Genomic DNA, 26,778 nt, shown 5'->3' on the forward strand with positions numbered 1-26,778 from the left:
CAGGCGCGCGGTATCCCGAACCCGCCGTCTCCCCGCCCCTCCGGGCGGGCGAGGCGGCGGGTTCGTCGTCGCTTCCCGCGACTCCACCGGTGGCGGACGGTAATCCGGTACGGAGTCCCGTCACCGGCGCGATAGGCTCGACCCACGACTTTCTCGATGTTCAGGCGCGTTTCAAGGGAGCGGGTGCACACAGTGTCCGGTGGCGAGGTGGCCGGAATCCTGGTGGCCGTGTTCTGGGCGATCCTGGTCTCCTTCCTCGCCGTCGCGCTGGCGAGGCTGGCCCAGACGCTCCGGGCGACCACCAGGCTCGTGGCGGACGTGACCGACCAGGCCGTCCCCCTGCTGGCGGACGCCTCGGCGGCGGTGCGCTCCGCGCAGACCCAGATCGAACGGGTCGACGCGATCGCCTCCGACGTCCAGGAGGTCACCTCCAACGCCTCCGCGCTGTCGACCACCGTGGCCTCCACCTTCGGCGGCCCCCTGGTCAAGGTCGCCGCCTTCGGCTACGGCGTGCGCCGCGCCGTCAGCGGCCGCAAGGACGACGCCCCGGCCAAGGACCCGAGGCGCAACGTGATCGTGGGCCGCACCGTCCCGGGCGCGCGGCGGGAAAAGCGGACCCGGGGAAAGAGGGACTGACCCAGCGATGTTCCGCCGAACGTTCTGGTTCACCACCGGCGTCGCCGCCGGCGTGTGGGCCACCACCAAGGTCAACCGCAAGATCAAGCAGCTGACGCCCGAGCACCTCGCCGTCACCGCGGCGAACAAGGCGATCGAGGCGGGCGGCCGGCTCAAGGACCGCGCGGTGGACTTCGCGCTCGAGGTCCGCGACAACATGGCCCGGCGGGAGGCCGAACTGGGCGACGCGCTCGGGCTCAACGCCCCCGTCGACCGCGAACTCCCCGCGCCCCGCGGCTACGCCGTGATCGAGAACCGCAACACCCCCAAGTACGTCGAGGGCCCGGCGCGGAAGCCGACGCACCAGACGTACCCGACGTACCCGTACAACCGGAATGAGGACCACTGATGGAGTCGGCCGAGATCCGCCGCCGCTGGCTGAGCTTCTTCGAGGAGCGCGGGCACACCGTCGTCCCGTCGGCGTCGCTCATCGCGGACGACCCGACTCTGCTGCTCGTCCCGGCCGGCATGGTGCCCTTCAAGCCCTACTTCCTGGGCGAGGTCAAGCCGCCCTTCGACCGCGCCACCAGCGTGCAGAAGTGCGTGCGCACACCCGACATCGAAGAGGTCGGCAAGACCACCCGCCACGGCACGTTCTTCCAGATGTGCGGCAACTTCTCCTTCGGTGACTACTTCAAGGAAGGCGCCGTCAAGCTCGCCTGGGAGCTGCTCACCGGCGCCCAGGACAAGGGCGGTTACGGCCTCGACCCCGAGCGCCTGTGGATCACCGTCTACCAGGACGACGACGAGGCCGAGCGGATCTGGCGCGACGTCGTCGGCGTACCCGCCGAGCGCATCCAGCGCCTGGGCAAGAAGGACAACTTCTGGTCCATGGGCGTCCCCGGCCCCTGCGGCCCCTGCTCCGAGATCAACTACGACCGCGGCCCCGAGTTCGGCGTCGAGGGCGGCCCCGCCGTCAACGACGAGCGGTACGTGGAGATCTGGAACCTCGTCTTCATGCAGTACGAGCGGGGCGAGGGCACCGGCAAGGACGACTTCGAGATCCTCGGGGACCTGCCGAGCCAGAACATCGACACGGGCCTCGGCCTGGAACGCCTCGCCATGATTCTGCAGGGCGTGCAGAACATGTACGAGATCGACACCTCCATGGCCGTCATCAAGAAGGCCACCGAGCTCACCGGCGTGGCCTACGGCGACGCCCACGCCTCCGACGTCTCCCTGCGCGTGGTCACCGACCACATGCGCACCTCCGTCATGCTCATCGGCGACGGCGTCACCCCCGGCAACGAGGGCCGCGGCTATGTGCTGCGCCGCATCATGCGCCGTGCCATCCGCAACATGCGCCTGCTCGGTGCCACCGGTCCGGTCGTCAAGGACCTGATCGACGTCGTCATCGGCATGATGGGCCAGCAGTACCCCGAGCTCGTCACCGACCGAGAGCGCATCGAGAAGGTCGCCCTCGCCGAGGAGAACGCCTTCCTCAAGACGCTGAAGGCCGGCACCAACATCCTCGACACCGCCGTCAGCGACACCAAGGCCTCCGGCGGCACCGTCCTCGCCGGCGACAAGGCCTTCCTGCTCCACGACACCTGGGGCTTCCCGATCGACCTCACCCTGGAGATGGCCGCCGAGCAGGGGCTCTCCGTGGACGAGGACGGCTTCCGCCGCCTGATGAAGGAGCAGCGGGAGCGCGCCAAGGCCGACGCCCAGGCCAAGAAGACCGGCCACGCCGGCGCCGGTGCCTACCGGGAGATCGCCGACAAGGCCGGCGCCACCGACTTCGTCGGCTACACCGACACCGAGAGCGAGTCCACGATCGTCGGCATCCTCGTCGACGGCGCCTCCTCCCCGGCCGCCACCGAGGGCGACGAGGTCGAGATCGTCCTGGACCGCACCCCGTTCTACGCCGAGGGCGGCGGCCAGATCGGCGACACCGGCCGCATCAAGGTCGACACCGGTGCCGTCATCGAGATCCGCGACTGCCAGAAGCCGGTCCCGGGCGTGTACGTCCACAAGGGCGTCGTCCAGGTCGGCGAGGTCACCGTCGGCGCCAAGGCCCAGGCCTCCATCGACGGCCGCCGCCGTACGGCCATCGCCCGCGCCCACTCGGCCACCCACCTCACCCACCAGGCGTTGCGCGACGCCCTCGGCCCGACGGCCGCCCAGGCCGGTTCCGAGAACCAGCCCGGCCGCTTCCGCTTCGACTTCGGCTCCCCGTCCGCCGTACCGACGGCCGTGATGACCGACGTCGAGCAGAAGATCAACGAGGTGCTCGCCCGCGACCTCGACGTCCGCGCCGACGTCATGGGCATCGACGAGGCCAAGAAGCAGGGCGCCATCGCCGAGTTCGGCGAGAAGTACGGCGAGCGCGTGCGCGTCGTCACCATCGGCGACTTCTCCAAGGAGCTGTGCGGCGGCACCCACGTGCACAACACCGCCCAGCTCGGCCTGGTGAAGCTGCTCGGCGAGTCCTCCATCGGCTCCGGTGTGCGCCGTATCGAGGCCCTGGTCGGCGTGGACGCCTACAACTTCCTCGCCCGTGAGCACACGGTCGTCGCCCAGCTCCAGGAGCTGATCAAGGGCCGCCCGGAGGAGCTTCCGGAGAAGGTCTCCGCCATGCTCGGCAAGCTGAAGGACGCCGAGAAGGAGATCGAGAAGTTCCGCGCCGAGAAGGTCCTCCAGGCCGCCGCCGGTCTGGCCGACTCCGCCAAGGACGTCCGCGGCGTCGCACTCGTCACCGGCCAGGTCCCCGACGGCACCACGCCGGACGACCTGCGCAAGCTGGTCCTCGACGTGCGGGGCCGCATCCAGGGCGGCCGGGCCGTCGTCGTCGCCCTGTTCACCGTGAACAACGGCAAGCCGCTGACGGTCATCGCCACCAACGACGCCGCCCGCGAGCGCGGCCTCAAGGCCGGCGAACTGGTCCGCACGGCCGCCAAGACCCTCGGCGGCGGCGGTGGCGGCAAGCCGGACGTCGCCCAGGGCGGCGGCCAGAACCCGGCCGCCGTCGGCGAGGCCGTCGACGCCGTCGAGCGGCTCGTGGCGGACACCGCCAAGTGAACGACCCGGTGAACGAGCAGGCGGACGGCCCGGCGATGCGTCGTGGCCGCCGTCTCGCGATCGACGTCGGGGACGCCCGCATCGGGGTCGCCTCGTGCGACCCCGACGGGATCCTCGCCACGCCGGTCGAGACCGTCCCCGGCCGGGACGTCCCCGCCGCCCACCGCAGGCTGCGGCAGCTCGTCGAGGAGTACGAGCCGATCGAGGTCGTCGTCGGTCTCCCCCGCTCCCTCAAGGGGGGCGAGGGCCCGGCCGCGGCCAAGGTCAGGCGCTTCGTGCAGGAGCTGGCCCGTATGATCACTCCCGTTCCGGTGCGACTCGTCGACGAACGCATGACGACGGTGACGGCGAGTCAGGGACTGCGCGCCTCGGGCGTGAAGTCCAGGAAGGGACGTTCCGTCATCGACCAGGCGGCCGCTGTGATCATCCTTCAGCAGGCACTGGAATCCGAACGGGTGTCAGGCAGACCACCCGGTGAGGGCGTCGAAGTGGTCATCTGATCGCGATACGGTAACGTTCCGCGCGATGCGGACGGTGTTCGAACAGCCGCCGCACAGAGAGAGGCGGTACGGGAGCCGTGGTCTTCAGGTGGCCGGGCGACCGCCGCCTCGCGGCTCTAGGGGATCGATGACTGAGTATGGCCGGGGCCAAGGCTCCGAACCGTGGCATCCGGACGACCCGTTGTACGGGGACGGCGGATGGGGCGGACAGCAGACCCAGCAGGGTCAGCAGTCCCCCTACGGCGGCCAGCCACAGCACTATCCGCAGCAGCCGCAGACGCAGCAGCAGTACGGCGACTGGGGCACCGGGGAGCAGCACGGGTACGACGGTCAGCAGTACCCGCAGTACGACCAGCAGCAACAGCCGCAGTACGACCAGCAGCAGTACCCCCCTCAGCAGCAACAGCAGCAGTACGACCAGAACGGCTGGCCCACGGGCTCCTACCCGCAGGACCCCTACGCGGCCGGCCCGACGGACCCGTACGCGGCCGGCCCGACGGACCCCTACGCGCAGCAGGCCGGAACGTACGGCGGGGAGCAGCCCGACCACTACGGCACCCCCGACGCCTACCCGCCGCCCGAACCGCCCGGCCGCCGCCGCGCCGAACCCGAGCCGCAGACGGACTGGGACCCGGGCCCCGACCAGGGCGAACACGCGTTCTTCGCGGGCGGCAACGACGATGACGGCCCCGACGAGGAGCCGGACGACCGGCGCGGGCGCGGCGAGCGCCGGGGCCGGGGCGGCAAGGAGAAGAAGCGACGCAGCGGCATGGCCTGTCTCGTCGTGGTCGTGGTCTTCGGCGGCGGTCTCGCGGGGGTCGGCTACTTCGGCTACCAGTTCTACCAGGATCGTTTCGGCAGTGCCCCGGACTTCGCGGGGGCCGGCAACGGCGAGCAGGTGACCGTCACGATCCCCAAGGGCGCCGGCGGTTACGCCATCGGCCAGGAGCTCAAGAAGATGGGCGTGGTCAAGAGCGTCGACGCGTTCGTCGCGGCCCAGGCGGCCAACCCGCAGGGCAAGACCATCCAGGACGGCGTGTACACGCTGGAGAAGGAGATGTCGGCCGCGAGCGCGGTCGAACTGATGCTCAGCCCGAAGAGCCGCGACAACCTGATCATCGCCGAGGGCAAGCGCAACAAAGCCGTCTACGAGCTCATCGACAAGCGCCTCAAGGTGGACGAGGGCACCACGGCCAAGGTCGCCGAGACCAAGTGGAAGACCCTCGGCCTGCCCGACTGGGCCGTGAACCACGAGGACGTCAAGGATCCGCTGGAGGGCTTCCTCTACCCGTCCAGCTATGCCGTCGCCAAGGGCCAGAAACCCGAGGACGTGCTGAAACAGATGGTGGCCCGTGCCACCGAGAAGTACGAGGAGCTGGACTTCGAGGGGAAGGCCGAGAGCCTCGGTCTCGAAGGGCCGTGGGAGCTGGTGACGGTCGCGAGCCTGGTCCAGGCGGAGGGCAAGACCCACGACGACTTCCGCAAGATGTCCGAGGTCATCTACAACCGGCTCAAGCCCACCAACACGGAGACGAACCAAGAGCTGCAGTTCGACTCGAGCTTCAACTACCTCCTGGGCCAGAGCGAGATCGACATCTCCGAGTCGGAGATCAACAGCAACCCCGACCCGTACAACACGTACACCAACAAGGGCCTGCCGCCCGGCCCGATCGGCAACCCGGGCGAGGAGGCCCTGCAGGCCGCGCTGAACCCGACGAGCGACGGCTGGATGTACTTCGTGGCCACGGACGGCATGCACGAGACCGAGTTCGCCAAGACCATCGCGGAGCACCAGAAGCTCGTCGACAAGTTCAACGCGTCGAGGGACAACTGATGCCGGCCGCCCGCAGAGCCGCCGTACTCGGCTCCCCGATCGCCCACTCCCTCTCCCCGGTGCTGCACCGCACCGCCTACGCCGAGCTGGGCCTGGAAGGCTGGACGTACGACCGTTTCGAGGTCGACGAGAAGTCCCTGCCCGGCTTCTTCGACACGCTCGGCACCGAGTGGGCGGGGCTGTCGCTGACCATGCCGCTGAAGCGGGCGGTGATCCCGCTGCTCGACTCGGTCAGCGAGACCGCGACGTCCGTCGAGGCGGTCAACACGGTCGTCCTCACGCCGGACGGCCGCCGGACCGGCGACAACACCGACATCCCCGGAATGGTCGCCGCCCTGCGCGAGCACGGCATCGACAAGGTGGAGACGGCCGCCATCATCGGCGCGGGCGCCACCGCGTCCTCCGCGCTGGCCGCACTGGCCCGGATCTGCTCGGGCGAGGTCACCGTCTACGTCCGCAGCGAGGCCCGTGCGGCGGAGATGCGGGAGTGGGCCGAACGGCTCGACGTCGCGGTGCGCATCGCCGCCTGGGACGACGCCGAGCAGGCCCTGCACGCCCCGCTGGTCGTCAGCACCACCCCGGCCGGTGTCACGGACACCCTCGCCAAGGCCGTCCCGGAGCGTCCGACGGCCCTCTTCGACGTGCTCTACGACCCGTGGCCGACCGTTCTCGCCGCCCGCTGGTCGGCGTACGGGGGCGCCGTGGTCAGCGGACTGGACCTGCTGGTGCACCAGGCGGTGCTCCAGGTGGAGCAGATGACGGGGCGTTCACCGGCCCCGCTGGACGCGATGCGAAAAGCGGGCGAGCGGGCTCTCGCGGCCCGCTAGGATCCACCCTCGGTTCCGCAGGGGGCGGAACAGGGGAGGGGAACGCGTTCCATGTCCGCAGGCATGCCGCTGGCGTCGGTGAAGTCCCAGATATTCGAGTCCGTGCTGGGCTTTCTGCCCGACTGGGTGCAGATCACGGTGCTGGCCCTGATCGTGCTCGCCGTCGTCGCGTCCTGGATCGTCAAGATCAAGCGCAAGATCGCGTACCGCCGCGCGGTCCGCAACGGCCAGCCGGTCCACGCGGCGGCCCAGTACGGCCAGGGCAGCGGCGCGGACCACCTGGGCCAGTACGCCCCGCAGCAGACCCGGCCTGCTCCGCGGGCCGTTCAGCAGCCGAGTGGCGCCGACTACCTGGGCCAGTACGCGCCGCCGCGCCAACAGGGCAGCGGCGGTGCGGACCAGCAGGCTCCGCGGCCGAGCGGGGCCGACTTCCTCGGCGCCTACGCGCCCCCGCAGCGCCGGGGCGAGGGCGGCCCGGCCTGATCCCTCCACCGCCCGGCCCGTGATCCCGCCCGTCCGCCTGATGGACCGGCGGCCGGGCACCCGGCCCGGACGTGGGAGGATCGGAGGTGGCGGACCGGGGCCGCGCACCCTGTCACGTCACAGCCGTACACGAGGACACGTGTACGCAGGCAGTACCGGGGCGCGAGCATTGAGGAGCACCGTTGAGCAGGTTGCGCTGGCTGACCGCGGGGGAGTCGCACGGTCCCGCACTCGTCGCGACGCTGGAGGGCCTTCCCGCCGGCGTACCGATCACCACGGACATGGTGGCGGACCACCTCGCGAGGCGGCGGCTGGGCTACGGTCGCGGCGCCCGGATGAAGTTCGAGCGCGACGAGGTCACCTTCCTCGGCGGCGTCCGGCACGGTCTGACCCTCGGTTCCCCGGTCGCGGTCATGGTGGGCAACACCGAGTGGCCGAAGTGGGAGCAGGTCATGGCGGCCGACCCGGTCGACCCGGAGGTACTGGCCGGCCTGGCGCGCAACGCCCCGCTGACCCGCCCCCGCCCCGGCCACGCCGACCTGGCCGGCATGCAGAAGTACGGCTTCGACGAGGCCCGCCCGATCCTGGAGCGCGCCTCCGCCCGCGAGACCGCCGCCCGCGTGGCGCTGGGCGCGGTCGCACGGTCGTACCTGAAGGAGACGGCCGGCGTCGAGATCGTCAGCCACGTCGTCGAGCTGGCCGCCGCCAGGGCGCCGTACGGCGTGTACCCGACCCCCGCCGACGTGCAGCGCCTGGACGAGGACCCGGTGCGCTGCCTGGACGCGGACGCCTCGAAGGCGATGGTCGCGGAGATCGACCAGGCCCACAAGGACGGCGACACCCTCGGCGGCGTGGTCGAGGTCCTGGCGTACGGCGTCCCGGTCGGCCTCGGCTCCCACGTCCACTGGGACCGCCGCCTGGACGCACGCCTGGCCGCCGCCCTCATGGGCATCCAGGCGATCAAGGGCGTCGAGGTCGGCGACGGCTTCGACCTCGCCCGCGTCCCCGGCTCGAAGGCGCACGACGAGATCCTCGCCACCCCCGACGGCATCAAGCGCGCGTCGGGCCGCTCCGGCGGCACCGAGGGCGGACTGACCACAGGCGAGCTGCTGCGCGTACGCGCGGCGATGAAGCCGATCGCGACCGTGCCGCGGGCGCTGAAGACCGTGGACGTCGTCACCGGTGAGGAGACCGCCGCCCACCACCAGCGCTCCGACGTGTGCGCCGTGCCGGCCGCCGGCATCGTCGCCGAGGCCATGGTCGCCCTGGTCCTCGCGGACGCGGTCGCCGAGAAGTTCGGCGGCGACAGCGTCACCGAGACCCGCCGCAACGTGACGTCGTACCTCGAGAACCTGGCCATCCGATGAGCTCACCGGTCATCGTGCTGGTCGGTCCGATGGGCGTGGGCAAGTCCACCGTGGGGCAGCTGCTCGCCGAGCGCCTGGGCGTCGCCTACCGCGACACCGACGACGACATCGTCACCGCCGAGGGCCGCACCATCGCCGACATCTTCGTCGACGAGGGCGAGCCCGCCTTCCGCGCGATCGAGAAGCGCGCGGTGCGCACGGCACTCGCCGAGCACGAGGGCGTCCTGGCACTCGGCGGCGGCGCGATCCTCGACGCGGAGACGCGCGCACTGCTCGCCGGACAGCGGGTCGTCTACCTGTCGATGGACGTCGAGGAGGCCGTCAAACGCACCGGCCTCAACGCCGCCCGCCCGCTCCTCGCGGTCAACCCGCGCAAGCAGTGGCGCGAGCTGATGGAGGCCCGCCGGCACCTGTACGAGGAGGCCGCCACGGCCGTCGTACCGACCGATGGCCGCACACCCGAGGAAGTCACCGAAGCGGCCCTGGACGCACTGGAGTTGAAGGACGCATGAGCAGCGAGGCAGTGACGCGGATCGCCATCGGCGGCACGGCGGGCACCGACCCGTACGAGGTCCTGGTGGGCCGTCAGCTCCTGGGCGAACTCGGCGGGCTGATCGGCGAGAAGGCCAAGCGCGTCGCGATCGTGCACCCGGAAGCCCTTGCCGAGACCGGCGACGCGCTCCGCGCCGACCTGGCCGAGCAGGGCTACGAGGCGGTCGCCATCCAGGTGCCCAACGCGGAGGAGGCCAAGACCGCCGAGGTCGCCGCCTACTGCTGGAAGGCGCTGGGCCAGTCCGGCTTCACCCGCACCGACGTCATCGTCGGCGTGGGCGGCGGCGCCACGACGGACCTGGCCGGCTTCGTGGCCGCGACCTGGCTGCGCGGGGTCCGCTGGATCGCCGTCCCGACCACCGTCCTGGCCATGGTGGACGCGGCCGTGGGCGGCAAGACCGGCATCAACACCGCCGAGGGCAAGAACCTCGTCGGGGCCTTCCACCCGCCCGCCGGTGTCCTGTGCGACCTGGCCGCCCTGGACTCCCTCCCGGTCAACGACTACGTCTCCGGACTCGCCGAGGTCATCAAGGCCGGCTTCATCGCCGACCCGGTGATCCTGGACCTCATCGAGTCCGACCCCCAGGCCGCCCGCACCCCGTCAGGCCCGCACACCGCGGAACTGATCGAGCGCTCGATCCGGGTCAAGGCGGAGGTCGTCTCGTCCGACCTGAAGGAATCGGGCCTGCGCGAGATCCTGAACTACGGCCACACCCTCGGCCACGCCATCGAGAAGAACGAGCGCTACAAGTGGCGCCACGGCGCGGCGGTCTCCGTCGGCATGCACTTCGCCGCCGAACTGGGCCGTCTCGCGGGCCGCTTGGACGACGCCACCGCGGACCGCCACCGTACGGTCCTCGAATCGGTCGGGCTTCCCCTGCACTACCGCTACGACCAGTGGCCCAAGCTGCTGGAGAACATGAAGGTCGACAAGAAGTCCCGCGGCGACCTGCTGCGCTTCATCGTCCTCGACGGCCTCGCCAGGCCCACGGTGTTCGAAGGCCCGGACCCGGCCGTCCTCCTCGCCGCGTACGGCGAGGTCGGGGAGTAGCCCCGGGCACTCATCACCGCCCCCGGCCGTTCACACAACGACGGCAGGGGGCGGTACCGTTCGGTAGCACGCGGGTCACCCCCGCTGTCAGCGCCCCATCGCCTGTACGAGACGGAGTGGCACCGGATGCAGCACGCAGTGGGTTCTCCGCTGCCGCCGCCCCATCAGCCGGGGCACGGACCGGCCGTCGGCTGGTCACCGGCCGCACACCACCCGGGCCAGCACCCGGGAGCGCACCAGGGTCCCGCCCCCGTGCCTCCTCCGGCACCGGGCTACCCCGCGCCTCCGCCCGGCCCCACCCCGCCCCTCGCGGGCCCGCGGCACGCCTCGATGCCCCCGCCGCCGGACACCACCGGCCACGTACCGCTGCCGCCCGGCGGCCCGGTCGCCATGCCCAGCCCGCCACAGGCCCCCGCGGCACCCGACCCGGCCGGCACGATCATCGCCGTGCTGCTCATAGGCCCCGCGGGCGCCGGCAAGACGAGCGTGGCCAAGTACTGGGCGGACCACCGCCGGGTGCCGACCGCCCACATCAGCCTCGACGACGTACGCGAGTGGGTCCGCTCCGGGTTCGCCGACCCGCAGTCCGGGTGGAACGACCACTCGGAGGCGCAGTACCGTCTGGCACGCCGCACCTGCGGATTCGCCGCGCGCAACTTCCTCGCCAACGGGATCTCGTGCATCCTCGACGACGCGGTCTTCCCCGACCGGCCGGTCGTCGGCCTCGGCGGCTGGAAGCGGCACGTGGGCCCCGGCCTGCTCCCGGTGGTCCTCCTCCCGGGCCTGGACATCGTCCTGGAGCGCAACGCGGAACGTTCCGGCAATCGCCGGCTCACCGACGAGGAGGTCGCCCGTATCCACGGCCGGATGGCCGGCTGGTACGGCTCGGGTCTCCCCATCATCGACAACTCCCAACTGGACATACCGGAAACGGCCCGCATCCTGGACGACGTCCTGGCCCGCGCGATAGCGAGCCCTCCGCAGTGGTGAACGCGGAGTCCCGGTAGCCGCCCTTCGTTGCGACAGCCCCGGCGCTGGTGGTGCCCGGGGCGGGGTGCGGCTTGCCCGCGCTTACGGAGTGCCGCCGCGCCCACCCGTGCCGCCCCAGCGGCACGACTGCCCGCAGCTGGGGCGGCGGGACTGCCCGCGAGTCGGTGGTGTCCGGGGCGGGGTGCGGCTTGCCCGCGCTTACGGAGTGCTGCCGCGCCCACCCGTGCCGCGCCAGCGGCACGACTGCCCGCAGCTGGGGCGGCGGGACTGCCCGTAGAGCTTGGGGGTGGGACGCTCCCGCGGTCGCCGATGCACGGGAGTGGGGTGTGGTGGTGCGGTGGAGGCCGCCGCTCAGCTGGTCCCCACCCGGCTCACCGTGGCAGCACGGTAGGGGCCCGACTGCGGCGGACTCACCGCACCACCACACCCCCGACCCCACGACGAGACCGCACGCGCCCCCGCCGCACCCCCACTCGGCCCCGCTCGACCGGCGACATCCAGCCACCCCTCCTACGCTCGAAGAATGTCAGAGGTCTACGCGGTCCGCCGCACCCGGCTACGGGAATGCTGCAACGCGGGCGGCAGCGCGGCGGCGCTGGTGTCCCGGCCCGCAAACGTGCGCTACCTCGCCGGCACCGCCCCCGAAGGCGCCGTGCTGCTGCTGGGCAGGACCGAGGACCTGCTGGTATGCGCCGGCCCACCCGACGACCGCTCCCCTCAGAACCACCCCGACGAATCCCTGCGCGTACACGTAGTCCCCGGCACCGGCGGCGACGCCGCCCTCGCCGCCGCCGACCTCGCCGTCGGCCAGGGTGTCGACTCCCTCGCCGTCGAGGAACACCACCTCACCGTGACCCGCCACCGCGCGATCCGCGACGCCGCCCCCCGCCTTCGCCTCGCCGGCCTCGGCTGCGCCGTCGAACAGCTCCGCATCGTCAAGGACGAGGAAGAGATCTCCTGCCTCCGCATCGGCGCGGAGATCACCGACCAGGCCCTCGGCGAACTCCTGGAGTCCATCCTCGTAGGCCGCACCGAACGCCACCTCGCCCTCGAACTCGAGCGCCGCCTGGTCGACCACGGCGCCGACGGACCCGCCTTCCCCACCTCCGTCGCCACCGGCCCGAACGCCGGCCGCCCCGGACACCGTCCCACCGACCGCCGCGTCGAGGAGGGCGACTTCCTCTCCGTCTGCCTCGGCGCCACCTACCGCGGTTACCGCTGCGAGATCGGCCGTACGTTCGTCATCGGCACGGCCCCCGCGGACTGGCAGATCGAGCTCTACGACCTCGTCTTCTCCGCGCAGAGAGCCGGACGCGAGTCCCTCGTCCCCGGCGCGGCCTGCCGTGACGTGGACCGAGCCGCCCGCCAGGTACTGGACTCCGCCGGGTACGCCGAGGCCCTCCCCGTACTCACCGGCCACGGCGTCGGACTCGAAATCGACGAGGACCCTCAATTGACTCCCTCGGCCATGGGTAAACTGGACGCTTGTGTGCCGGTCACCGTCGAACCGGGGGTCCACCTCCCGGGCCGGGGCGGGGTCCGGATCGATGACACGCTCGTCGTACGCCCCGAGGCGGACGGCGGACCCGAGCTACTCACCATCACGACCAAGGAGCTGCTCGCGCTCTAGCCCCACGCTGGGCGCGGGCGCACGCCCCGGCCGTCGTCCACGTCAGTCCAGTCCAGGAGATTCCGCAACCGTGGCTTCCACGAACGACCTCAAGAACGGCATGGTGCTCAAGCTCGAAGGCGGCCAGCTCTGGTCCGTCGTCGAGTTCCAGCACGTCAAGCCCGGCAAGGGCCCGGCCTTCGTGCGCACCAAGCTCAAGAACGTGCTCTCCGGCAAGGTCGTCGACAAGACCTTCAACGCCGGCGTCAAGGTCGAAACGGCCACCGTCGACAAGCGCGACATGCAGTTCTCCTACATGGACGGCGACTACTTCGTCTTCATGGACATGGAGACCTACGACCAGCTCATGGTCGACCGCAAGGCCGTCGGCGACGCCGCCAACTTCCTCATCGAGGGCTTCGAGGCCACCGTCGCGCAGCACGAGGGCGAGGTGCTCTTCGTCGAGCTCCCGGCCGCCGTGGAGCTGGTGATCCAGGAGACCGAGCCGGGCGTCCAGGGCGACCGCTCCACCGGCGGCACCAAGCCGGCCACGCTGGAGACCGGTCACCAGATCCAGGTCCCGCTCTTCATCACCACCGGTGAGAAGATCAAGGTCGACACCCGCACCAGCGACTACCTCGGCCGGGTGAACAGCTAACCGTGGCTGCCCGCAACACGGCCCGCAAACGCGCCTTCCAGATCATCTTCGAGGGCGACCAGCGCGGGGCCGAGGTCCTGACCGTCCTCGCCGACTGGGTCCGGCACGCCCGGTCCGACACCCGGCAGCCGCCGGTGAGCGAGTACACGATGCAGCTCGTCGAGGGTTACGCGGAGCACGCGAAGCGCATCGACGAGCTGATCGCCCAGTACTCGGTCGGCTGGACGATCGACCGGATGCCGGTCGTCGACCGCAGCATTCTGCGGCTGGGCGCCTATGAGCTGATCTGGGTCGACGAGACCCCGGACGCGGTGGTGCTCGACGAGATGGTGCAGTTGGCGAAGGAGTTCTCGACGGACGAGTCGCCTTCCTTCGTGAACGGGTTGCTCGGTCGGCTCAAGGAGCTCAAGCCGTCTTTGCGCCGCGAGGCGTAACCCGGCGTTCTTGTGCCCATGCGCCGTAGGGGTGCGGCAGTGCCGCGGCTGCGCGTCGTCTGTGGCTGATCGCGCCCATGCGGCGGAGCCGCATGTCGATACAGCCCCGCGCCCCTGGGGTGCGGCCCTCACGGCGTACAAAAGTGCGCACAAAAGACCGCCGGGGTGGTCGGAACCGTGAAGTTCCGACCACCCCGGCGGCACGTTTCTGCGTCCCCGCGGAGCGGTTACGCCTCCTCGTGGGAGGCCACCGCGCGGCGCGCGTCCGCGTCCAGGACGCCCCAGCTGATCAGCTGCTCGGTGAGGACCGAGGGCGACTGGTCGTAGATGACGGCGAGGGTGCGCAGGTCGTCCTGGCGGATCGAGAGCACCTTGCCGTTGTAGTCACCGCGCTGCGACTGGATCGTCGCCGCGTAGCGCTGCAGCGGGCCCGCCTTCTCGGCCGGCACCGTGGCCAGCCGCTCCAGGTCCAGGACCAGCTTCGGCGGCGGCTCGGCGGCGCCGCCCGGGGTCGTACCGGGCAGCAGCTCCTGCACCGGGACGCCGTAGAAGTCCGCCAGCTCCGCGAGGCGCTGCACGGTCACGGCGCGGTCGCCGCGCTCGTACGAACCGACCACGACCGCCTTCCAGCGGCCCTGGGACTTCTCCTCGACACCGTGGAGGGAAAGGCCCTGCTGGGTGCGGATCGCCCGGAGCTTGGCCCCGAGCTGTTTGGCGTATTCGCTGGACATATAGCTCCCCGGCACTGTGTCGACGCGACTCTGGCTGGTTTCCATGCCGCGCGGCTGGTAACTCACTGTGAGGTTACGCAGCGTTACTCTCGTGCGTCAAGCCGAATGGTCCACACCGACTCTTCCGTGGTAGCGAAGATCGGCTACGCCATTGGAGTGATCCGGGGTGTCGCTCCGGGCTGATCCCGACCTGATAGCCTGAGCGACGCAACCCGACGTCCTTTAAGATCCGTCCCGTGAGGCGGAGAAGGAGGTCCGTTTCACATGGACACGCAGAACACGCAGGACACGCAGTCCGATGCGCGGCCCGTTCTCGAAGGCCCCGACATCGCGCGGGTACTGACCCGCATCGCCCACGAGATCGTCGAACGCGCCAAGGGCGCCGACGACGTGGTGCTCCTCGGCATCCCGACCCGAGGCGTCTTCCTCGCCCAGCGGCTCGCCGCCAAGCTCGAGCAGATCACCGAGCGCAAGGTCCCGGTCGGCTCGCTGGACATCACCATGTACCGCGACGACCTGCGCATGCACCCGCCGCGTGCGCTGGCCCGCACCGAGATCCCCGGTGACGGCATCGACGGCCGGCTGGTCGTCCTCGTCGACGACGTGCTCTTCTCCGGCCGCACCATCCGCGCCGCCCTCGACGCGCTGAACGACATCGGGCGCCCCCGCGCGGTGCAGCTCGCCGTCCTCGTCGACCGCGGCCACCGCGAACTGCCCATCCGCGCCGACTACGTCGGCAAGAACCTCCCCACGTCGCTGCGGGAGACGGTCAAGGTCCTGCTCGCCGAGGAGGACGGTCGCGACACCGTGCTGCTCGGCGCCAAGCGGACCGCCCAGTAGCACCGCGGAGCGCACGCCGACCGGCGTGCGCCGGCCCGGCACGCCCACGCGCGTACCCGTCTGCCCGATTTCGCCTCATTGAACTGCCTTACGGAGCCTGACAGATGCAGCGTCATCTCATCTCGGCCGCCGACCTCACCCGCGACGACGCCGTCCTGATCCTCGACACCGCCGAGGAGATGGCCCGGGTAGCCGACCGGCCGATCAAGAAACTCCCGACCCTGCGCGGCCGGACCGTGGTCAACCTCTTCTTCGAGGACTCCACGCGCACCCGGATCTCCTTCGAGGCCGCCGAGAAGCGGCTCTCCGCGGACGTCATCAACTTCACCGCCAAGGGCTCCAGCGTCTCCAAGGGCGAGTCCCTGAAGGACACCGCCCAGACCCTGGAGGCCATGGGCGTCGACGCCGTGGTCATCCGGCACGGCGCCTCCGGAGCCCCCTACCGCCTGGCCACCTCCGGCTGGATCGACGCGCACGTCATCAACGCGGGCGACGGCACCCACCAGCACCCCACCCAGGCCCTGCTGGACGCCTTCACCATGCGGCGCCGGCTCGTCGGCCGGGACGCGGGGCTCGGGCAGGACCTGTCCGGCCGGCGCATCACGATCGTCGGCGACGTCCTGCACAGCAGGGTCGCCCGCTCCAACGTCGACCTGCTGCACACGCTCGGCGCCGAGGTCACCCTCGTCGCCCCGCCCACCCTGCTCCCGGTCGGCGTCGAAACCTGGCCCTGCGAGGTGTCGTACGACCTCGACTCGACGCTGACCAAGTCCGACGCGGTCATGATGCTGCGCGTGCAGCGCGAGCGGATGAACGCCGCGTTCTTCCCGACCGAGCGGGAGTACTCCCGCCGCTACGGCCTCGACGGCGACCGCATGGCGCGGATGCCCGAGCACGCCATCGTGATGCACCCCGGCCCGATGGTCCGCGGCATGGAGATCACCGCCGACGTCGCCGACTCCGACCGCTGCACCGTGATCGAACAGGTCACCAACGGCGTCTCCATCCGGATGGCCGTCCTGTACCTGCTGCTGGGCGGCAACGAGCCCGCCGTCGCCCACGCCCGCCCCACCGAGGAGAAGTAAGAACCATGAGCAAGATCCTGATCCGCGGTGCGAAGGTGCTCGGCGGCGAGCCGCAGGACGTCCTGATCGACGGCGAAACGATCACCCAGGTCGGCACCGAGCTCTCCGCCGAGGGCGCCGAGGTCGTCGAGGCCACCGGCAAGATCCTCCTGCCCGGCCTGGTCGACCTGCACACCCACCTCCGCGAGCCCGGCCGCGAGGACTCCGAGACCGTCCTGACCGGCACCCGCGCGGCGGCGAGCGGCGGCTACACAAGCGTCTTCGCCATGGCCAACACCTTCCCGGTCGCCGACACCGCCGGCGTCGTCGAGCAGGTCTGGCGGCTCGGCCAGGAGTCCGGCTACTGCGACGTGCAGCCCATCGGCGCCGTCACCGTCGGCCTGGAGGGGCAGAAGCTCGCCGAGCTGGGCGCCATGCACGAGTCCGCGGCCGGCGTCACCGTCTTCTCCGACGACGGCAAGTGCGTCCACGACGCCGTGATCATGCGCCGCGCCCTGGAGTACGTGAAGGCCTTCGGCGGCGTCGTCGCCCAGCACGCACAGGAGCCCCGCCTCACCGAGGGCGCCGAGATGAACGAGGGCGTCGTCTCCGCCGAACTCGGCCTCGGGGGCTGGCCGGCCGTCGCCGAGGAGTCGATCATCGCGCGGGACGTGCTGCTCGCCGAGCACGTCGGCTCACGCGTCCACATCTGCCACCTGTCGACCGCCGGATCCGTCGAGATCGTCCGCTGGGCCAAGTCCCGCGGCATCCGCGTCACCGCCGAGGTCACCCCGCACCACCTCCTCCTCACCGACGAGCTGGTCCGGTCGTACAACCCGGTCTACAAGGTCAACCCGCCGCTGCGCACCGAGCGCGACGTCATGGCCCTGCGCGAGGCGCTCGCCGACGGCACGATCGACATCGTCGCCACCGACCACGCCCCGCACCCGCACGAGGACAAGGACTGCGAGTGGGCCGCCGCCGCCATGGGCATGGTCGGCCTGGAGACCGCGTTGTCAGTGGTGCAGGAGACCATGGTCGACACGGGTCTGCTGGACTGGGCCGGCGTCGCCGACCGCATGTCCTTCACGCCCGCGCGCATCGGACAGGCCGAGGGCCACGGCCGTCCCGTCTCGGCAGGTGAGCCCGCCAACCTCACCCTCGTCGACTCGGCATACCGTGGCCCTGTGGACCCCGCGGGCTTCGCCTCGCGCAGCCGCAACACCCCGTACGAGGGCCGCGAGCTGCCGGGCCGTGTCACGCACACCTGGCTCCGGGGCAAGGCCACGCTCGTCGACGGGAAGCTCACGTGACACCTGTACTCCTGCTGGCCGCCGAGAAGGAATCGGCGGAAGTGACCGACTGGGCCGCCCGGATCGGCTGGGTCGTCGGACTCGCCCTCTTCGTGGCGCTCGTCTACTGGCTGATGCGCGAGGGCTGGAAGTGGCGGGGCACGCTCCAGGGCGACCTGCCCGAGCTGCCCACCGTGCCGGACGACCCCGGTCCGGCGAAACTGACGATGAGCGGCCGCTACCACGGCTCCACCACCGCCGGTCAGTGGCTCGACCGCATCGTGGCGCACGGCCTGGGCACCCGCAGCCGGGCCGAGCTCACGCTGACGGACGCCGGACTGGACGTCGTACGCCCCGGGGCGAACGACTTCTTCGTCCCGGCGGACGCGCTGCGCGGGGCCCGGCTCGACAAGGGCATCGCCGGCAAGGTCCTCACCGAGGGCGGCCTGCTGGTCGTCACCTGGGCGCACGGCGAGCGGCAGATCGACTCCGGCTTCCGCTCCGACCACGCGGCCGAGCACAACGAATGGGCCGAGGCCCTGAACCAGATGATCAACAAGACGGAAGGCGCACGATGACAACCTCCACCAGGGGAACCACCAAGGTTCCCGCCGTACTCGTCCTGGAGGACGGCCGGATCTTCCGCGGCCGTGCCTACGGGGCGGTGGGGGAGACCTTCGGCGAAGCGGTGTTCTCCACCGGCATGACCGGCTACCAGGAGACCCTCACCGACCCGTCGTACCACCGCCAGGTCGTGGTGATGACCGCCCCGCACGTCGGCAACACCGGTGTCAACGACGAGGACGCAGAGTCGAAGCGGATCTGGGTCTCCGGCTACGTCGTACGCGACCCCGCGCGCACGCCCTCCAACTGGCGCTCCCGGCGCTCGCTGGACGAGGAGCTCGCCGCGCAGGGCGTCGTCGGCATCAGCGGCATCGACACCCGCGCGCTCACCCGCCACCTGCGCGAGCGCGGCGCCATGCGCGTCGGCATCTTCAGCGGCGACACCGTGCGCGACGACGCGGCGCTGCTGGCCCGCGTCCAGGAGGCGCCCCAGATGAAGGGCGCCGACCTGTCCGCCGAGGTCGCCACCACCGAGCCGTACGTCGTCCCCGCGATCGGCGACAGGAAGTTCACGGTCGCCGCCGTCGACCTCGGCATCAAGGGCATGACCCCGCAGCGCATGGCCGAGCGCGGCATCGAGGTGCACGTCCTGCCGGCCACCGCGACCGTGGACGACGTCTACGCCGTGAACCCGGACGGCGTGTTCTTCTCCAACGGCCCCGGCGACCCCGCCACCGCCGACCATCCCGTCTCCGTGATGCGGGGCGTCCTGGAGCGCGGCACCCCGCTCTTCGGCATCTGCTTCGGCAACCAGATCCTGGGCCGCGCGCTCGGCTTCGGCACCTTCAAGCTGAAGTACGGCCACCGCGGCATCAACCAGCCGGTGCAGGACCGTACGACCGGCAAGGTCGAGGTCACCGCGCACAACCACGGCTTCGCCGTCGACGCCCCGCTGGACAAGGTCTCCGAGACCCCGTTCGGCCGCGCCGAGGTGTCCCACGTCTGCCTGAACGACAACGTGGTGGAGGGCCTCCAGCTGCTCGACCGCCCGGCCTTCAGCGTCCAGTACCACCCCGAAGCGGCAGCGGGCCCCCACGACGCCGCCTACCTGTTCGACCGCTTCGTTTCCCTGATGGAGGGCCAGCGTGCCTAAGCGCACCGATATCCAGTCCGTCCTGGTCATCGGCTCCGGCCCGATCGTCATCGGCCAGGCCGCCGAGTTCGACTACTCCGGCACCCAGGCGTGCCGCGTGCTGAAGTCCGAGGGCCTGCGGGTGATCCTCGTCAACTCCAACCCGGCGACGATCATGACCGACCCGGAGATCGCCGACGCCACCTACGTCGAGCCGATCACCCCCGAGTTCGTCGAGAAGATCATCGCCAAGGAGCAGCCCGACGCGCTGCTGCCCACCCTGGGCGGCCAGACGGCCCTCAACACCGCCATCTCGCTGCACGACAACGGCGTCCTGGAGAAGTACGGCGTCGAGCTGATCGGCGCCAACGTCGAGGCCATCAACAAGGGCGAGGACCGCGACCTGTTCAAGGAGGTCGTCGAGGAGGTCCGCAAGAAGATCGGGCACGGCGAGTCCGCCCGCTCGGTCATCTGCCACTCCATGGACGACGTCCTCGCCGGGGTCGAAACGCTCGGCGGCTACCCCGTCGTCGTCCGCCCCTCCTTCACCATGGGCGGCGCCGGCTCGGGCTTCGCCCACGACGAGGAGGAGCTGCGCCGCATCGCCGGCCAGGGCCTCACCCTCTCGCCGACCACCGAGGTGCTCCTGGAGGAGTCCATCCTCGGCTGGAAGGAGTACGAGCTGGAGCTGATGCGCGACAAGAACGACAACGTCGTGGTCGTCTGCTCCATCGAGAACTTCGACCCCATGGGCGTGCACACCGGCGACTCGATCACCGTCGCGCCCGCGATGACGCTCACCGACCGCGAGTACCAGGTGCTGCGCGACGTCGGCATCGCGATCATCCGCGAGGTGGGCGTCGACACCGGCGGCTGCAACATCCAGTTCGCGGTGGACCCCGAGGACGGCCGGGTCATCGTCATCGAGATGAACCCGCGCGTGTCGCGTTCGTCCGCGCTGGCCTCCAAGGCGACCGGTTTCCCGATCGCCAAGATCGCCGCCAAGCTCGCCGTCGGCTACACCCTCGACGAGATCCCGAACGACATCACCCAGGAGACCCCGGCCTCCTTCGAGCCCACGCTCGACTACGTGGTCGTCAAGGCCCCCCGGTTCGCCTTCGAGAAGTTCCCGAGCGCCGACTCCACCCTCACCACCACCATGAAGTCGGTCGGCGAGGCCATGGCCATCGGCCGCAACTTCACCGAGGCCTTCCAGAAGGCGCTGCGCTCGCTGGAGAAGAAGGGCAGCCAGTTCACCTTCGTCGGCGAGCCCGGTGACAAGGCCGAGCTGCTGCGCGAGGCGGTCCGCCCGACCGACGGCCGGATCAACGCCGTCATGCAGGCCGTCCGCGCGGGCGCCACGCCCGAGGAGGTCTTCGAGTACACGAAGATCGACCCCTGGTTCGTCGACCAGCTCTTCCTCATCAAGGAGATCGCCGACGAGCTGGCCGCCGCCCCCGAGCTGACGAGTGAGCTGCTCGCGGAGGCCAAGCGGCACGGCTTCTCCGACCAGCAGATCGCCGAGATCCGGGGCCTGCGCGAGGACGTCGTCCGCGAGGTGCGGCACGCGCTCGGCATCCGCCCGGTCTACAAGACGGTCGACACCTGCGCCGCCGAGTTCGCCGCGAAGACGCCGTACTTCTACTCCTCCTACGACGAGGAGACCGAGGTCGCGCCCCGCGAGAAGCCCGCGGTGATCATCCTGGGCTCCGGCCCGAACCGCATCGGCCAGGGCATCGAGTTCGACTACTCCTGCGTCCACGCCTCCTTCGCGCTGAGCGACGCCGGCTACGAGACCGTGATGGTCAACTGCAACCCGGAGACCGTCTCCACCGACTACGACACCTCCGACCGGCTCTACTTCGAGCCGCTCACCCTGGAGGACGTCCTGGAGATCGTCCACGCCGAGCAGCAGGCCGGACCGGTCGCGGGCGTGATCGTCCAGCTCGGCGGCCAGACCCCGCTCGGCCTGTCGCAGGCGCTGAAGGACAACGGCGTGCCGATCGTCGGCACCTCCCCGGAGGCCATCCACGCCGCCGAGGACCGCGGCGCCTTCGGCCGGGTCCTCAAGGAGGCCGGACTGCCGGCCCCCAAGCACGGCACCGCCACCACCTTCGCCGAGGCCAAGGCCATCGCCGACGAGATCGGCTACCCGGTCCTCGTCCGCCCGTCCTACGTGCTCGGCGGACGCGGCATGGAGATCGTCTACGACGAGACCCGCCTGGAGTCCTACATCGCGGAGTCGACCGAGATCAGCCCCTCCCGGCCGGTGCTCGTCGACCGCTTCCTCGACGACGCCATAGAGATCGACGTGGACGCCCTGTACGACGGCGAGGAGCTCTACCTCGGCGGCGTCATGGAGCACATCGAGGAGGCCGGCATCCACTCCGGCGACTCGGCGTGCGCCCTGCCCCCGATCACGCTCGGCGGCTTCGACATCAAGCGGCTGCGCGCCTCCACGGAGGCCATCGCGCGAGGCGTCGGCGTGCGCGGTCTGATCAACATCCAGTTCGCGCTGGCCGGGGACATCCTGTACGTCCTGGAGGCCAACCCGCGCGCGTCGCGCACCGTCCCCTTCACCTCGAAGGCGACCGCGGTGCCGCTGGCGAAGGCCGCCGCGCGGATCTCGCTGGGCGCGACCGTCGCCGAGCTGCGCGCCGAGGGCCTGCTCCCGGCGAACGGCGACGGCGGCGAGCTGCCGCTGGACGCGCCGATCTCCGTCAAGGAGGCCGTGATGCCGTGGTCCCGCTTCCGGGACATCCACGGCCGCGGCGTCGACACCGTGCTCGGCCCGGAGATGCGCTCCACCGGCGAGGTCATGGGCATCGACTCCGTCTTCGGCACGGCGTACGCCAAGTCGCAGGCGGGCGCGTACGGCCCGCTGCCGACCAAGGGACGCGCGTTCATCTCGGTCGCCAACCGAGACAAGCGCTCGATGATCTTCCCGGCCCGCGAGCTGGTCGCCCACGGCTTCGAGCTGATGGCCACCTCCGGCACCGCCGAGGTCCTCAGGCGCAACGGCATCAACGCCACGGTCGTGCGCAAGCAGTCCGAGGGCACCGGCCCGAACGGCGAGAAGACCGTCGTCCAGCTCATCCACGACGGCGAGGTCGACCTCATCGTCAACACCCCGTACGGCACCGGTGGCCGCCTCGACGGCTACGACATCCGTACGGCGGCGGTGGCCCGGTCCGTGCCGTGCCTGACGACGGTCCAGGCGCTCGCCGCCGCCGTCCAGGGCATCGACGCGCTCAACCGCGGCGACGTGGGCGTCCGCTCACTGCAGGAACACGCGGAACATCTGACCGCGGCCCGCGACTAGGGCCTGTCCGGCGGATCAGGCCGGAGGAAACCGGCGGTGCCTTGCAGCGCATGTGAGCGGGGTCTGGTGCGTGCAGCTGCAAGGCGGAGGAGGGCGTCGACGCGGAGCGTCGACAACCGACGACAACGCCGCAGATGTGCGTGCCAGGCCCCGCGTCTCCGGCATGATCCGCCGGGCCGGCCCCGACAGCCCCCAGGGGGACACCGGAAACGGTGTCCCCCTCTTCATGAGGACACCATGTACAAGATTCTCTTCGCTCTGCTCTTCCAGCGGATGGACCCGGAGCAGGCCCACCACCTGGCCTTCCGCTGGATCCGTCTCGTCGCGCGCGTCCCCGGCCTGCGCACCTTCGTCGCCGCCGTGCTCGCCCCCCGCCACAAGGAGCTGCGCACCGAGGCCCTCGGGCTGCGCCTGCACAGCCCGTTCGGTCTCGCCGCCGGCTTCGACAAGAACGCCGTCGGGATCGACGGCATGGCGATGCTCGGCTTCGACCACGTCGAGATCGGCACGGTGACCGGGGAGCCGCAGCCCGGCAACCCCAGGAAGCGGCTGTTCCGCCTGGTCGCCGACCGGGCCCTGATCAACCGCATGGGCTTCAACAACGAGGGCTCGCTCGCCGTCGCCGCGCGCCTGGCCTCCCGTACGCCCGTCTTCAGGACGGTCGTCGGCGTCAACATCGGCAAGACCAAGGTCGTGCCGGAGGACGAGGCCGTCGCCGACTACGTGAAGTCCGCCGAGCGGCTGGCGCCGTACGCCGACTACCTGGTCGTCAACGTCTCCTCCCCGAACACGCCCGGACTGCGCGACCTGCAGGCCGTGGACCACCTGCGTCCGCTGCTCGCCGCCGTCCGGGAGGCCGCCGACCGTACGGTGCCCGCCCGCCGGGTGCCGCTGCTGGTGAAGATCGCCCCCGACCTCGCCGACGAGGACGTCGACGCGGTCGCCGACCTCGCCGTGGAACTCGGCCTGGACGGCATCATCGCCACCAACACCACCATCGCCCGCGAGGGACTCGGCCTGGCGTCCTCGCCCGCCCTCGTCCAGGAGACCGGCGGCCTCTCCGGCGCCCCCCTCAAGGCGCGCTCCCTGGAGGTGCTGCGCCGCCTCTACGCGCGCGTGGGCGACCGGATCACCCTGGTCGGCGTCGGCGGCATCGAGAACGCCGAGGACGCCTGGCAGCGCATCCTGGCCGGTGCCACGCTGGTCCAGGGGTACAGCGCGTTCATCTACGAGGGCCCCTTCTGGGGCCGCGCCATGCACAAGGGGCTCGCCGCGCGGCTGCGCACCAGCCCGTACGCCACGCTCGCCGACGCGGTGGGCGCCGACGTGAGGACGACGGTATGACCGGCCCGGAACCCTTCGGCGCGCGGCTGCGCCGCGCGATGGACGAGCGTGGCCCGCTGTGCGTGGGCATCGACCCGCACGCCTCCCTGCTCGCCGAGTGGGGCCTGGACGACGATGTGACGGGCCTGGAGCGGTTCAGCCGCACGGTGGTCGAGGCGGTCGCCGACCGCGTCGCCGTGCTCAAGCCGCAGAGCGCCTTCTTCGAGCGCTTCGGCTCGCGCGGTGTCGCCGTCCTGGAGCGGACGGTGCAGGAGGCGCGGGCGGCCGGCGCGCTGGTCGTCATGGACGCCAAGCGCGGCGACATCGGCTCCACCATGGCCGCCTACGCCGAGTCCTTCCTGCACAAGGACGCGCCCCTGTTCTCCGACGCGCTCACGGTCTCGCCGTACCTCGGCTACGGCTCGCTGAGCCCGGCCGTCGCGCTGGCCCGGGAGACCGGCACCGGGCTGTTCGTGCTGGCGCTGACGTCCAACCCGGAGGGCGGCGAGGTCCAGCACGCGGTCCGTGCCGACGGGCGCACCGTCGGGGCGACCGTGCTCGGGCACCTGGCCGTCGAGAACGCCGGCGAGGAGCCGCTCGGGTCCTTCGGCGCGGTGGTCGGCGCGACGCTCGGCGACCTCTCCTCGTACGACCTGGACATGGGCGGGCCGATTCTCGCGCCCGGTATCGGCGCGCAGGGGGCCACGGCGGCCGATCTCCCGGCGGTCTTCGGCGACGCGGTGCGCAACGTGGTGCCGAACGTCAGCCGGGGAGTGTTGCGCCACGGTCCCGACGCGGTCGCTCTGCGTGACGCCGCGGAGCGGTTCGCGGAGGAGATCAGGGCCGCAGTGACGCCGGCCTGAACCGGCCGACGAGGGAATCCGTGGTCGTCGGACTCTGGATACATCCTCAAATCCAGGGGATTATGTCTTAAATGTCCGGCCTGACAGAGGCTGACCAGGACTTTTCCGCAGTTCTCGCTGACTCCGGCGGAGTTGGCCGCTAGTCTCCGACGGAGAGTGAACGGGCGACGGTGTCGTTCGTGACTCCCCAGGTGTGGGGCGACTAGGTTCCTCACCGGTCCGTATCCGACAGTTCGACATCCGAGGTGACGCAGGCGTGGCTCTTCCGCCCCTTACCCCTGAACAGCGCGCAGCCGCGCTCGAAAAGGCCGCCGCGGCTCGCCGGGAGCGGGCCGAGGTCAAGAATCGACTCAAGCACTCCGGCGCCTCCCTTCACGAGGTCATCAAGCAGGGCCAGGAGAACGACGTCATCGGCAAGATGAAGGTCTCCGCCCTGCTGGAGTCCCTGCCGGGCGTGGGCAAGGTCCGCGCCAAGCAGATCATGGAGCGACTGGGCATCTCCGAGAGCCGCCGCGTGCGTGGTCTCGGGTCCAACCAGATCGCCTCCCTGGAGCGCGAGTTCGGCAGCACCGGCTCCTGAGCGCGGGGCGGTCCGGGACCGGCGTCCCGGGCATCCCGCGATTGCTGGAATAATCGCTGCATGACTGAACGTCCGCGGCTGACCGTGCTCTCCGGCCCCTCCGGGGTCGGCAAGAGCACGGTCGTCGCCCATATGCGCAAGGAACACCCCGAGGTCTGGCTCTCGGTGTCGGCGACGACCCGGGCGCCCCGCCCCGGGGAGCAGCACGGAGTCCACTACTTCTTCGTCACCGACGAGGAGATGGACAAGCTGATCGCCAACGGCGAGCTGCTGGAGTGGGCCGAGTTCGCGGGCAACCGCTACGGCACCCCCCGCGCGGCGGTGCTGGAGCACCTGGAGGCGGGTGTGCCCGTGCTGCTGGAGATCGACCTCCAGGGCGCGCGGCAGGTCCGCGAGTCCATGGCCGAGGCCCAGTCGGTGTTCCTGGCTCCTCCCTCCTGGGAGGAGCTCGTGCGCAGGCTCACGGGCCGGGGCACCGAGTCGCCCGAGGTCATCGAGCGCCGGCTGGAGGCCGCGAAGACCGAACTGGCCGCCGAGCCGGAGTTCGACACCACCCTGGTCAACACCTCCGTCGAGGACGTGGCCCGCGAGCTGCTAGCCTTGATGAACGTCGTGTGATCGTGAGCAATCGTTCACCCATCGCGCCGACTGAATCTTTCCCATCCATCGGAAGGTAGAGCGTGTCCTCTTCCATCTCCGCGCCCGAGGGCATCATCAACCCGCCGATCGACGAGCTCCTCGAGGCCACGGACTCGAAGTACAGCCTCGTGATCTACGCGGCCAAGCGGGCCCGCCAGATCAACGCGTACTACTCGCAGCTCGGTGAGGGCCTGCTCGAGTACGTCGGTCCCCTCGTCGACACCCACGTCCACGAGAAGCCGCTCTCGATCGCCCTGCGCGAGATCAACGCGGGACTGCTGACCTCCGAGGCCGTCGAAGGCCCCGGTCAGTAATCGGTCGGTAAGTCGTATCAGCTGATTGCAGCTGACTTTTCCACAGGCCCGGCAGCACGTTGCCGGGCCTGTGGTGTCTCATGGGGGGTGGTCGCACATTTCCGAGGTCCGGG

The 26,778-nt window shown here is 70.9% G+C and carries 26 protein-coding genes; 25 read left to right on the top strand and 1 reads right to left on the bottom strand.

Features of this window, described 5'->3' with window-relative positions; genetic code table 11:
- Positions 1 to 183: 183 nt before the first annotated feature.
- The 14 genes from ACFV5H_RS22090 to nusB all read left to right on the top strand — a co-directional run bounded on the left by ACFV5H_RS22090 (position 184) and on the right by nusB (position 14,001).
- On the top strand, positions 184 to 636 hold the full coding sequence (locus ACFV5H_RS22090) for a DUF948 domain-containing protein (protein WP_385057348.1): 453 nt from the start codon (positions 184 to 186) through the stop codon (positions 634 to 636).
- Positions 637 to 643: 7 nt separating this feature from the next.
- Positions 644 to 1,024 carry a hypothetical protein gene (locus ACFV5H_RS22095; RefSeq protein ID WP_385057347.1) on the top strand — a complete coding sequence of 127 codons (381 nt, stop codon included), beginning with the start codon at positions 644 to 646 and terminating at the stop codon, positions 1,022 to 1,024.
- The gene (alaS, locus tag ACFV5H_RS22100) at positions 1,024 to 3,696 is read left to right on the top strand and encodes an alanine--tRNA ligase (RefSeq protein WP_385057345.1); all 2,673 of its coding nucleotides are present in this window, start codon (positions 1,024 to 1,026) and stop codon (positions 3,694 to 3,696) included. The genes ACFV5H_RS22095 and alaS overlap by 1 nt, the downstream gene beginning before the upstream one ends.
- Before the next feature lie 35 nt (positions 3,697 to 3,731).
- Positions 3,732 to 4,196 (top strand): Holliday junction resolvase RuvX, encoded by a 465-nt coding sequence (gene ruvX / locus ACFV5H_RS22105; protein WP_385057367.1) that lies wholly within the window; start codon positions 3,732 to 3,734, stop codon positions 4,194 to 4,196.
- A gap of 127 nt (positions 4,197 to 4,323) precedes the next feature.
- Positions 4,324 to 6,030 carry an endolytic transglycosylase MltG gene (gene mltG, locus ACFV5H_RS22110; RefSeq protein ID WP_385196825.1) on the top strand — a complete coding sequence of 569 codons (1,707 nt, stop codon included), beginning with the start codon at positions 4,324 to 4,326 and terminating at the stop codon, positions 6,028 to 6,030.
- Positions 6,030 to 6,857, top strand: coding sequence for a shikimate dehydrogenase (locus ACFV5H_RS22115; RefSeq protein ID WP_385196828.1), 828 nt, complete (start codon positions 6,030 to 6,032; stop codon positions 6,855 to 6,857). Before mltG ends, ACFV5H_RS22115 begins: the two co-directional genes overlap by 1 nt.
- A gap of 51 nt (positions 6,858 to 6,908) precedes the next feature.
- Positions 6,909 to 7,340 carry a hypothetical protein gene (locus ACFV5H_RS22120; RefSeq protein WP_385057339.1) on the top strand — a complete coding sequence of 144 codons (432 nt, stop codon included), beginning with the start codon at positions 6,909 to 6,911 and terminating at the stop codon, positions 7,338 to 7,340.
- Between the two features lie 182 nt (positions 7,341 to 7,522).
- Positions 7,523 to 8,707 carry a chorismate synthase gene (gene aroC / locus ACFV5H_RS22125; RefSeq protein WP_385057338.1) on the top strand — a complete coding sequence of 395 codons (1,185 nt, stop codon included), beginning with the start codon at positions 7,523 to 7,525 and terminating at the stop codon, positions 8,705 to 8,707.
- Complete coding sequence (locus ACFV5H_RS22130) at positions 8,704 to 9,219, top strand: shikimate kinase (protein WP_385057336.1); 516 nt, start codon at positions 8,704 to 8,706, stop codon at positions 9,217 to 9,219. The genes aroC and ACFV5H_RS22130 overlap by 4 nt, the downstream gene beginning before the upstream one ends.
- Positions 9,216 to 10,310, top strand: a complete 1,095-nt coding sequence (aroB, locus tag ACFV5H_RS22135) for a 3-dehydroquinate synthase (RefSeq protein ID WP_385057334.1) — start codon at positions 9,216 to 9,218, stop codon at positions 10,308 to 10,310. Before ACFV5H_RS22130 ends, aroB begins: the two co-directional genes overlap by 4 nt.
- Before the next feature lie 126 nt (positions 10,311 to 10,436).
- Positions 10,437 to 11,300 (top strand): Pro-rich N-terminal domain-containing protein, encoded by an 864-nt coding sequence (locus tag ACFV5H_RS22140; protein WP_385057332.1) that lies wholly within the window; start codon positions 10,437 to 10,439, stop codon positions 11,298 to 11,300.
- A 523-nt stretch (positions 11,301 to 11,823) separates the two neighbouring features.
- Positions 11,824 to 12,930, top strand: a complete 1,107-nt coding sequence (locus ACFV5H_RS22145) for an aminopeptidase P family protein (protein WP_385057330.1) — start codon at positions 11,824 to 11,826, stop codon at positions 12,928 to 12,930.
- Between the two features lie 70 nt (positions 12,931 to 13,000).
- Positions 13,001 to 13,567 carry an elongation factor P gene (gene efp / locus ACFV5H_RS22150; protein ID WP_385057328.1) on the top strand — a complete coding sequence of 189 codons (567 nt, stop codon included), beginning with the start codon at positions 13,001 to 13,003 and terminating at the stop codon, positions 13,565 to 13,567.
- 2 nt (positions 13,568 to 13,569) lie between these two features.
- A complete protein-coding gene (nusB, locus tag ACFV5H_RS22155; RefSeq protein WP_073933788.1) occupies positions 13,570 to 14,001 on the top strand; it encodes a transcription antitermination factor NusB in 432 nt (143 codons plus the stop codon).
- Positions 14,002 to 14,228: 227 nt separating this feature from the next.
- On the opposite strand, the gene bldD is transcribed toward nusB, so the two are convergent.
- On the bottom strand, positions 14,229 to 14,732 hold the full coding sequence (bldD, locus tag ACFV5H_RS22160; protein ID WP_018570201.1) for a transcriptional regulator BldD: 504 nt from the start codon (positions 14,730 to 14,732) through the stop codon (positions 14,229 to 14,231).
- A 264-nt stretch (positions 14,733 to 14,996) separates the two neighbouring features.
- Here bldD and pyrR point away from each other — a divergent pair, with 264 nt between their 5' ends.
- From pyrR to rpoZ, 11 genes are all read left to right on the top strand, one after another.
- Complete coding sequence (gene pyrR, locus ACFV5H_RS22165; RefSeq protein WP_385196830.1) at positions 14,997 to 15,572, top strand: bifunctional pyr operon transcriptional regulator/uracil phosphoribosyltransferase PyrR; 576 nt, start codon at positions 14,997 to 14,999, stop codon at positions 15,570 to 15,572.
- A 104-nt stretch (positions 15,573 to 15,676) separates the two neighbouring features.
- Entirely contained in the window at positions 15,677 to 16,657 is a 981-nt protein-coding gene (locus ACFV5H_RS22170) for an aspartate carbamoyltransferase catalytic subunit (protein WP_385051724.1), read from the top strand.
- A gap of 5 nt (positions 16,658 to 16,662) precedes the next feature.
- Positions 16,663 to 17,949, top strand: a complete 1,287-nt coding sequence (locus ACFV5H_RS22175; protein WP_385196832.1) for a dihydroorotase — start codon at positions 16,663 to 16,665, stop codon at positions 17,947 to 17,949.
- Positions 17,946 to 18,506: a hypothetical protein gene (locus tag ACFV5H_RS22180; protein WP_385051721.1), complete on the top strand. Its 561-nt coding sequence runs from the start codon at positions 17,946 to 17,948 to the stop codon at positions 18,504 to 18,506. Before ACFV5H_RS22175 ends, ACFV5H_RS22180 begins: the two co-directional genes overlap by 4 nt.
- A complete protein-coding gene (gene carA, locus ACFV5H_RS22185) occupies positions 18,503 to 19,645 on the top strand; it encodes a glutamine-hydrolyzing carbamoyl-phosphate synthase small subunit (RefSeq protein WP_385051719.1) in 1,143 nt (380 codons plus the stop codon). Before ACFV5H_RS22180 ends, carA begins: the two co-directional genes overlap by 4 nt.
- Positions 19,638 to 22,946 (top strand): carbamoyl-phosphate synthase large subunit, encoded by a 3,309-nt coding sequence (gene carB, locus ACFV5H_RS22190; RefSeq protein WP_385051717.1) that lies wholly within the window; start codon positions 19,638 to 19,640, stop codon positions 22,944 to 22,946. The genes carA and carB overlap by 8 nt, the downstream gene beginning before the upstream one ends.
- A gap of 237 nt (positions 22,947 to 23,183) precedes the next feature.
- Complete coding sequence (locus ACFV5H_RS22195; RefSeq protein ID WP_385051715.1) at positions 23,184 to 24,290, top strand: quinone-dependent dihydroorotate dehydrogenase; 1,107 nt, start codon at positions 23,184 to 23,186, stop codon at positions 24,288 to 24,290.
- On the top strand, positions 24,287 to 25,132 hold the full coding sequence (gene pyrF, locus ACFV5H_RS22200) for an orotidine-5'-phosphate decarboxylase (RefSeq protein ID WP_385051713.1): 846 nt from the start codon (positions 24,287 to 24,289) through the stop codon (positions 25,130 to 25,132). Before ACFV5H_RS22195 ends, pyrF begins: the two co-directional genes overlap by 4 nt.
- Before the next feature lie 256 nt (positions 25,133 to 25,388).
- Positions 25,389 to 25,712 (top strand): integration host factor, encoded by a 324-nt coding sequence (locus ACFV5H_RS22205; RefSeq protein ID WP_003977346.1) that lies wholly within the window; start codon positions 25,389 to 25,391, stop codon positions 25,710 to 25,712.
- Between the two features lie 60 nt (positions 25,713 to 25,772).
- The gene (gene gmk / locus ACFV5H_RS22210; RefSeq protein WP_030867773.1) at positions 25,773 to 26,330 is read left to right on the top strand and encodes a guanylate kinase; all 558 of its coding nucleotides are present in this window, start codon (positions 25,773 to 25,775) and stop codon (positions 26,328 to 26,330) included.
- A gap of 62 nt (positions 26,331 to 26,392) precedes the next feature.
- Positions 26,393 to 26,665 carry a DNA-directed RNA polymerase subunit omega gene (gene rpoZ, locus ACFV5H_RS22215; protein WP_004933985.1) on the top strand — a complete coding sequence of 91 codons (273 nt, stop codon included), beginning with the start codon at positions 26,393 to 26,395 and terminating at the stop codon, positions 26,663 to 26,665.
- Positions 26,666 to 26,778: the final 113 nt, after the last annotated feature.

The organism is Streptomyces sp. NPDC059787, assembly GCF_042732315.1.
GTDB classification, from domain to species: Bacteria; Actinomycetota; Actinomycetes; order Streptomycetales; family Streptomycetaceae; genus Streptomyces; species Streptomyces atrovirens.